Raw genomic sequence first — 7769 nt, 5'->3', positions numbered from 1 at the left:
ACGCCCACCCGCTGAGGAATAAGCTTCCCCCCGGCCCCCCCCCCCCCCCCCCCCCCCCCCCCTTCTTCCCCCCGTCCCATGCCGTCGCATGCCGTCGTGCGCGCTCCTGCGCGCTCTGCGCCGTCCGGTCGCCGTCCGGTCGCCGCCCGGCGCCGGACTCAGTCGGAGATGAGGCCCTCGCGCAGCTGAGCCAGGGTGCGGGTCAGCAGGCGGGAGACGTGCATCTGAGAGATGCCGACCTCCTCGCCGATCTGCGACTGGGTCATGTTGGCGAAGAAGCGCAGCATGATGATCCGCCGTTCCCGCGGCGGCAGCTTGGCCAGCAGCGGCTTCAGGGACTCGCGGTACTCCACACCCTCCAGTGCCGTGTCCTCGTAGCCCAGGCGGTCCGCCAGCGACCCCTCGCCACCGTCGTCCTCCGGGGCCGGGGAGTCCAGCGAGGATGCGGTGTAGGCGTTGCCGACCGCGAGGCCGTCGACGACGTCCTCCTCGGACACGCCCAGCACCGCGGCCAGCTCGCCGACCGTCGGCGAGCGGTCCAGCTTCTGGGAGAGCTCGTCGGTGGCCTTCGTCAGGGCCAGGCGCAGCTCCTGGAGCCGGCGCGGGACGCGCACCGACCACGAGGTGTCGCGGAAGAACCGCTTGATCTCGCCGACCACCGTCGGCATGGCGAACGTCGGGAACTCCACGCCCCGTTCGCAGTCGAAGCGGTCGATCGCCTTGATCAGGCCGATGGTGCCGACCTGGACGATGTCCTCCATCGGCTCGTTGCGGGAGCGGAAGCGCGCGGCGGCGTAACGCACCAGCGGGAGGTTGAGCTCGATCAGGGTGTCCCGGACGTAGGCGCGTTCCGGGCTGTCCTTGTCGAGGGCGGCGAGCCGCAGGAACAGGGAGCGGGACAGGGTGCGGGTGTCGATGGCCTCCGTGGCCGGAACGGCCTGGGCCGGCACGGCGTCGAGGTTCGGCACGGCGTCGAGGTTCGGTACGGCTTCGATGGCCTGTGCGTCATCGACGGGGCCGAGCGCCTCGAGCGTGTCGGGTGCGGTCTCGCTCTCAGCGAGCGCGAGCACCTTCGAGCTGCCCTGGTCTGCGGACATGCCACCCCCTTTGGGTCGCGGGACGGTCACGGCGAACGCTCCCACGCCGGGAACGCAGCCTCCACCTGAATACCGGAGCCGGAGCTCCGGCAAACGCGTCTCCGGCAGAATGTCACATGTCGGCAACGCGCTGTAGTGACATGTCGACATCCGAGACGCGAATACCCCCTGGAAACAGGGGGTCTGACGGTCTTTCGGCCCGATTCCACCCGCAACGGCCCTGGTGAGCGATTCGCTCTCACCGGTGACACCTGGATCGCGCTTTCGATATGCGCGAAGGCCGTGTACGGAGACTACGTGTCGATCCGGTTCGCGGACCTCAGTCGCTGGAAACTACGCGCCAGTAGTCGCGAGACGTGCATCTGGGAGACGCCGAGTTCCGCACTGATCTGGGACTGGGTGAGGTTGCTGTAGTAGCGCAGCAGCAGAATGCGCTGTTCGCGTTCCGGGAGCTGGACGAGCAGGTGCCGGACCAGGTCGCGGTGCTCGACCCCGTCGAGGGCGGGGTCCTCGTAGCCGAGCCGGTCGAGCAGCCCGGGCAGCCCGTCGCCCTCCTGCGCGGCCTCCAGCGAGGTGGCGTGGTACGACCGTCCCGCCTCGATGCAGGACAGCACCTCCTCCTCGGTGATGCGCAGCCGCTCGGCGATCTCGGCGGTCGTGGGGGAGCGCCCGAAGGCGGTCGTCAGGTCCTCGGTCGCGCTGTTGACCTGCACCCACAGCTCGTGCAGCCGACGCGGTACGTGCACCGTGCGGACGTTGTCGCGGAAGTACCGCTTGATCTCGCCGACGACGGTCGGCATCGCGAACGTCGGGAACTGCACGCCCCGCTCCGGGTCGAAGCGGTCGATGGCGTTGATGAGCCCGATGGTGCCGACCTGGACGACGTCCTCCATCGGCTCGTTGCGGGAGCGGAAGCGGGCGGCGGCGTAGCGCACCAGCGGGAGGTTGGCCTCGATGAGCGCCGCGCGTACCCGGTCGTGCTCCGGGGTGCCCGGCGTGAGGCCCTTCAGTTCGCCGAAGAGCACCTGGGTCAGGGCCCGGGTGTCGGCGCCCCGGCTGCGCTGCGGCGCGGCCTCCCGCGCGGACGGCTCCTGGGGTTGCGCGGCCTGTGCGACCTGTGTGGCCTGTGTGGCTTGAGTGGCGGCCTGGGCGGCTTGTGCGGCGGCCTGGGCGGCCTGTGTGGGCGGTGCGGGCGGTGCTTGAGGCGCAGTACTGGCCGGCACGGTCAACTCCACCTCGTGATCCGTCAACTCTTCCGTAAGTCATCCGTCAAAAGCGGTCATAGCATCACAAGACATGTGCACTGTGTGCAAGCACCGCATAACGCCGTGTTGAGTGAACGCGGGCGTGGACGCGAAGCGGCCCCGCACCGGGCACGGTGCGGGGCCGGAGCGCTGCTGCGGGCTAGAACTCGTAGTCGGCGATCACCCAGGTGGCGAACTCCCGCCAGAGCGCGACGCCCTCCTGGTGCGCGGGGTGGTCGATGTAGCGCCTGAGGGCGTCGGTGTCGTCCACGGCCGAGTTGATGGCGAAGTCGTAGGCGATGGGCCGGTCACTGATGTTCCAGGCGCACTCCCAGAACCGCAGCTCCTCGATCCGGCCGCCGAGCGCCCGGAAGGCCTCGACACCCTTCACGACGCGCGGGTCGTCGCGCTCCACGCCCTCGTTCAGCTTGAACAGCACCAGGTGGCGGATCATCACTTTCCTCCGTTGGCGGCCCAGGTCATGAAGTCACCGACGGCTGCCGCCGCGTCGGATATGCCCTCGAAGCCGATCTGTACGTAGTCGGCGGCCTTCGCCGGATCCGTGATGATCACATAGAGCACGAAGACCACGAGTACGTAGACGGCGATCTTCTTCGCGTTCACCGCCATCGCGGCCTCCCTGCTGCCGGTTCCTCCAGGCCTTCTGCGCCGGCGGCGAGTGTAACCTTTCTGCGTTTCTCCCCTCACGGGTACTCAGGGCACTCAGGGCGCTCAGGTCTCTCCGGTGCTCCCGCTCCCCGTTGCCGGTCAACGCCATGGCAGGGCCGGGTGTGGCCGGGCTGCCCAAGGCCGCGGGGCGGGGAGCGCCCCGCCGGCGTCTGCACCGGCGTGACCCAGGCCGCGTACACGGGGCCCGCCGCATGCGAGACACCCCCCCTGGTCCGTGGCGCCACGCGTACAGCCGTGAACGGGTGCGGACGGCTTGAACGAGGCGGAAAGCGATACGGAGCGTCCGCCGGCGTCCGCCGCGTACTGCTGCTCCGCGCCGGGAAGCTCCAGCCCGGTACGGCATCTCGATCGAAGACGCGGCGTGTCCGACATCGACCTGCGTCACGCGGCCTGTCAGAATCCGGGCTCTTCCAGGATCTAGCGACAGCGCCCGCCGTAGCAGGCGCCAGAGAGCCTCGCTCATTCCTCCCGATTCCCAGCGGGCTGTCGAGCGGCACGGCAGTGTGAAGGCATGGATGCGGAGACGGTGGCGCTCGTGTCTGCCGGGGTGGGGCTCGTGGGGGTGATGGGAGGAGCCTTGATCGGAGGCATCGCCGCTACACGTGGAGCTCGCATGGGGGCGGAGACAGCGGCGAGGGCCACGGAGAAGCAAGTGCGGGAGCAGGCTCTCATCGAGCATGAACACTGGCTGCGCGAGCAGCGACTACAGGCGTACAGGGCCATGTTGGTCGCGTTCGACGAGTACGCCCTCGCCACCACGCAGATGAGCCAGATGCTGGGCAGGCCCAGAACGGACACTGATCCGCGAACAGTCGACATCGGAACTCCGGCGAACGGGGTCACGAGTGCTCGAATGCTGATCATGATGCTGGGCCCGGAAAGGGTTCGTGATCCGGCTACTCAGCTGTGGGAACGGGTGTATCACAGCCTCTCGAAGTGGCGAAAGGCGTTCATGACGGGGGATGACGCATCGGCCGAACAGGCTCGGGCCGACTGGAGTCGCCTGAGCCAGATGGGGAGCTTCCATGCCGCCTTCGTTCAGGCGGCGACCGAAGCTGTGGCCGACCCACGGCCAGGCAACGGAGCGCCCACTCCGCCGTAGACGGCAACCGGGACGGAGCAGCACGAAGGGCCCGGTCTTCCGACCGGGCCCTTCGTCTACCTGCGGTAGCGGAGGGATTTGAACCCTCGGTGACTTGCGCCACACTCGCTTTCGAGGCGAGCTCCTTCGGCCGCTCGGACACGCTACCGAGAGAGACCTTACAACAGAGTGCGGCGTGGTTTGAAATCGGTTCTGGACGGGCTTGGCATCGGCTCGGCAGGTGCCGGTCAGCGGTCGCGGAAGAAGTCCGTGAGCAGCCGGGCGCAGTCGTCCGCGAGGACGCCTTCGATCACCTCGGGACGGTGGTTGAGGCGCCGGTCGCGCACGACGTCCCACAGGGAGCCGGCCGCGCCCGCCTTGTCGTCGCGGGCGCCGTAGACGACGCGGTCCACGCGGGACTGCACGAGCGCGCCCGCGCACATCGTGCACGGCTCCAGGGTGACGACGAGCGTGCAGCCGGCCAGCCGCCACTCGCCGAGTTCCGCGGCGGCCCGCCGGACCGCGAGGACCTCGGCGTGGGCCGTGGGGTCACCGGTGGCCTCGCGTTCGTTGTGCCCGGCCGCCAGCACGGTCCGGCCGTCCGGTGCCAGCACGACGGCTCCGACGGGGACGTCCCCGCCCCGCGCGGCCCGCCCGGCCTCGGCCAGGGCGAGCCGCATCGCCGCCCGCCACGGGTCGCGCACCGGGTCGGGCGGGCTGGAACGTTCCGGCGGTTCTTCTCCCACGTCCTGTGCGGTCAGCGGACGGTCTCCAGTACCTCGGAGGCGCCCAGGGACTCGGCGATCTCGCCGACCGCGTCCCCGGACATCGAGCGCAGTTCCTTCTCGCTCATGCCGAGGTCGTCGAGGATCTCCGCGTCACCGACCGGGCCGTGCGGCACGGACTCACCGGTGCCGGCGGCCGCGTCACCGCCCGCCCCGTCGTCCTCGTCCTCGTCCTCGGAGTTCCCGTCCTCCGTGCCGTCGAGGTCGAGGGCGTCGAGGTCGTCGCCGTCGTCACCGGGTTCCCGGCCGAGCAGCTCGTCGGTGAGCAGGATCTCGCCGTAGCTGCTGCGGGCGGCCGCGGCGGCGTCCGAGACGTAGATACGGGGGTCCTCCTCGCCGTCCACCCGGACGACTCCGAACCACGCGTCCTCCTGCTCGATCAGCACGAGCACCGTGTCCTCGTCGGGAGAGGCTTCCCGGGCGAGGTCGGCCAGATCCGACAGGGTCTCCACATCGTCGAGCTCTGTGTCGCTCGCTTCCCACCCGTCTTCGGTGCGCGCGAGCAGTGCGGCGAAGTACACCGTGACTCTCCCACTGGTCATAGGCGTGCCGGTTGGAGGTCCCCCCGGCGGAGGCTGCGGGTGGGGGAGCGGTGCTCCGAGCCCACCCACTCGGAATCGTGGCAGAAACAAGGCCCTCAGGGGACGTCTTCGGCGCCCTGTGTCCGGCTGTTTCGACCGGGTTCCGGGACTCGTCGCCGCCACGTGCGGATCGTACGCGGATTCTCGCGGCGCCCGGGTACGTCCGTCGTCGTAACGTCGGCGCGGCGTGTGATCTTCCCCGGCCGGGCCGGGGAAACACCGGGGGAGCTACCAGCGGAAGGTGCGCATGCGCATCGCGTGGCGCAGCCGGGCGGCCTTGGCGCGGCGCGGCTGGACGCGGTCCCGCAGCTCGCGGGCCTCCGCCAGGTCGCGCAGGAACTGGGCGCGGCGCCGTCGGCGCTCGGCGTCCCCCTCCGGCTCCGCGCTCCGCTCCGTACTCCGCTGCGTACGGAGTTTTGCGTTCCGCTCCGTCGCGTGCCCCGTCCCCGGTTCCTTGCCGGGGGACGGCGTGTCGTGGAAGTCCCGGTCAGGCACAGTCTCACCACCCAGCGTCCGTTCCTCCCACCTTCCCCCGGTCGGGCGGTTTGACGCGGGCGATCGGGCGGAGTGTGATCCGGAACCGTGATCGGGAGCGGTGATCGGGAGCCGTGAGCAGGGGCTTTCCCGCCGCGGGGACGCCGGTCTCCCGGGGCCCGGTTACTGTGGGGGACATGCGTCTCCACGTCGTCGACCACCCCCTGGTCGCCCACAAGCTCACCACGCTGCGCGACCAGCGCACCGACTCCGCGACCTTCCGACGTCTCGCCGACGAGCTGGTCACCCTGCTCGCCTACGAGGCCACGCGCGACGTGCGCACCGAACAGGTCGACATCCACACCCCGGTCTGCCGGACCACCGGTGTCAAGCTCTCCCACCCGCGCCCGCTGGTGGTGCCGATCCTGCGGGCCGGTCTCGGCATGCTCGACGGCATGGTGCGGCTGCTGCCGACCGCGGAGGTGGGCTTCCTCGGCATGATCCGCAACGAGGAGACGCTGGAGGCGTCCACGTACGCGACCCGGATGCCGGAGGACCTCTCCGGACGCCAGGTGTACGTCCTGGACCCGATGCTGGCCACTGGCGGCACGCTCGTCGCGTCGATCCAGGAACTGATCAAGCGCGGCGCCGACGACGTGACGGCCGTGGTGCTGCTCGCCGCCCCCGAGGGCGTCGAACTCATGGAGCGTGAGCTGGCCGGCACCCCGGTGACGGTCGTGACGGCCTCGGTGGACGAGCGTCTCAACGATCAGGGCTACATCGTGCCGGGCCTCGGCGACGCCGGCGACCGGATGTACGGAGCGGCCGAGTAGCACGCTCCGGGCCTCCGGGCCCGGTCGAACCCATACGGCTGCTCAGCAGCTCTTCTTCTCCACGGCGGGCGTCGGCCGCGGTGCGGCCAGCCCGGCCAGCGCCGCGTCGGCGTCCGCCTTCTTCGCCAGTCCCTTGAAGCCGTCGCCGATGATCAGGTCGACGCTGGTGTCCTTGCGGGCCGCGTCGGTACGGCGGTCCGCGGCGGGGAGCTGGGTGCCGAGCACGGGCAGGGACGTCTTCAGGGTGGCGGCGGCGCCGAGCAGGACGCCCGTGCCGCCGATCTTCTTGTCGTACTCCTTGGACGCGTTGCCCACGTCGCCGACGCGGAAGCCGCGCTTCTTCAGCTCGTCGGCGGTCTTCTGCGCGAGACCGCTGCGGGTCGTCGCGTTGAGCACGTTGACGGTGACCTGGGCCGGCTTCGGCACGGCCACCGCGGCGGGCGAGGCGCTCGCCTTGGCGGTGGTGTCCGAGCAGGCCGCGGCACCGGCCGCCGAGGCCTTGTCGCCGCCGGTGAAGACGTCGATGAGCTGCAGTGTGCCCCAGCCGAGCACTCCGACCACGGTGACGCAGGCGACGCCGGCGAACGCGAGCCGGCCGCGTCGCCGGGCCGGTCGCATCCGCGGGTACTTGTCCCCCGTGATCTTGTACTGGCCGCCCATGCCAGGGGGAGTGAGCATGCTCATGGTCGCAGCGTAGTGCGCTTGGACGTCGATGCCTATTAGATGATCAGTTGACGTTCCGGCGTTCGGTGAAACGCAACCCGAACGGGTCAAGCCGGAGTGTCGCGAGGATCGCCAAGGTCAGGCCAGGCCAGATCAAGGCCAGGGCCAGGGCCAGGGCCAGGGCTGGAGGGCACGGGCCGGGCGAGGGGCGAGGCCGGGCACGGCGCGAGGCCGGGCACGGCGCGAGGCCGGGCACGGCGCGAGGCCGGGCACGGCGCGAGGCCGGGCACGGCGCGAGGCCGGGCACGGCGCGAGGCCGGG

At 70.5% G+C, this 7769-nt stretch carries 10 protein-coding genes and 1 tRNA gene; 2 read left to right on the top strand and 9 right to left on the bottom strand.

Annotated features, from left to right (window positions below; genetic code table 11):
* Positions 1-158 precede the first annotated feature (158 nt).
* The 4 genes from ACZ7G3_RS23325 to ACZ7G3_RS23310 all read right to left on the bottom strand — a co-directional run bounded on the left by ACZ7G3_RS23325 (position 159) and on the right by ACZ7G3_RS23310 (position 2971).
* Positions 159-1097 carry an RNA polymerase sigma factor SigF gene (locus ACZ7G3_RS23325; RefSeq protein WP_426522989.1) on the bottom strand — a complete coding sequence of 313 codons (939 nt, stop codon included), beginning with the start codon at positions 1095-1097 and terminating at the stop codon, positions 159-161.
* A gap of 293 nt (positions 1098-1390) precedes the next feature.
* Positions 1391-2320, bottom strand: coding sequence for an RNA polymerase sigma factor SigF (locus tag ACZ7G3_RS23320; RefSeq protein ID WP_470928055.1), 930 nt, complete (start codon positions 2318-2320; stop codon positions 1391-1393).
* Positions 2321-2501: 181 nt separating this feature from the next.
* Positions 2502-2795: a Dabb family protein gene (locus tag ACZ7G3_RS23315; protein ID WP_426602201.1), complete on the bottom strand. Its 294-nt coding sequence runs from the start codon at positions 2793-2795 to the stop codon at positions 2502-2504.
* The gene (locus ACZ7G3_RS23310; RefSeq protein ID WP_426522992.1) at positions 2795-2971 is read right to left on the bottom strand and encodes a hypothetical protein; all 177 of its coding nucleotides are present in this window, start codon (positions 2969-2971) and stop codon (positions 2795-2797) included. The genes ACZ7G3_RS23315 and ACZ7G3_RS23310 overlap by 1 nt, the downstream gene beginning before the upstream one ends.
* A gap of 712 nt (positions 2972-3683) precedes the next feature.
* On the opposite strand from ACZ7G3_RS23310, the gene ACZ7G3_RS23305 reads away from it, so the two are divergent.
* Entirely contained in the window at positions 3684-4133 is a 450-nt protein-coding gene (locus ACZ7G3_RS23305) for a hypothetical protein (RefSeq protein ID WP_470928052.1), read from the top strand.
* A 63-nt stretch (positions 4134-4196) separates the two neighbouring features.
* Here ACZ7G3_RS23305 and ACZ7G3_RS23300 read toward each other — a convergent pair.
* From ACZ7G3_RS23300 to ACZ7G3_RS23285, 4 genes are all read right to left on the bottom strand, one after another.
* Positions 4197-4281, bottom strand: a tRNA-Ser gene (locus ACZ7G3_RS23300).
* Positions 4282-4360: 79 nt separating this feature from the next.
* On the bottom strand, positions 4361-4792 hold the full coding sequence (tadA, locus tag ACZ7G3_RS23295; RefSeq protein ID WP_351398051.1) for a tRNA adenosine(34) deaminase TadA: 432 nt from the start codon (positions 4790-4792) through the stop codon (positions 4361-4363).
* Between the two features lie 77 nt (positions 4793-4869).
* A complete protein-coding gene (locus tag ACZ7G3_RS23290) occupies positions 4870-5418 on the bottom strand; it encodes a tRNA adenosine deaminase-associated protein (protein ID WP_470928148.1) in 549 nt (182 codons plus the stop codon).
* A gap of 288 nt (positions 5419-5706) precedes the next feature.
* A complete protein-coding gene (locus tag ACZ7G3_RS23285; RefSeq protein WP_470928050.1) occupies positions 5707-5973 on the bottom strand; it encodes a hypothetical protein in 267 nt (88 codons plus the stop codon).
* Between the two features lie 176 nt (positions 5974-6149).
* Here ACZ7G3_RS23285 and upp point away from each other — a divergent pair, with 176 nt between their 5' ends.
* Positions 6150-6785: a uracil phosphoribosyltransferase gene (upp, locus tag ACZ7G3_RS23280; protein WP_470928048.1), complete on the top strand. Its 636-nt coding sequence runs from the start codon at positions 6150-6152 to the stop codon at positions 6783-6785.
* Positions 6786-6827: 42 nt separating this feature from the next.
* Here the strand turns inward: upp and ACZ7G3_RS23275 are convergent, their stop codons facing one another.
* Positions 6828-7445 carry a LytR C-terminal domain-containing protein gene (locus ACZ7G3_RS23275; protein ID WP_470928147.1) on the bottom strand — a complete coding sequence of 206 codons (618 nt, stop codon included), beginning with the start codon at positions 7443-7445 and terminating at the stop codon, positions 6828-6830.
* Between the last annotated feature and the right edge of the window lie 324 nt (positions 7446-7769).

Source organism: Streptomyces sp. NPDC037271 (genome assembly GCF_055603605.1).
Note: the sequence above shows the minus strand (reverse complement) of the source record. Positions and strands in the feature narration are given on the sequence as shown.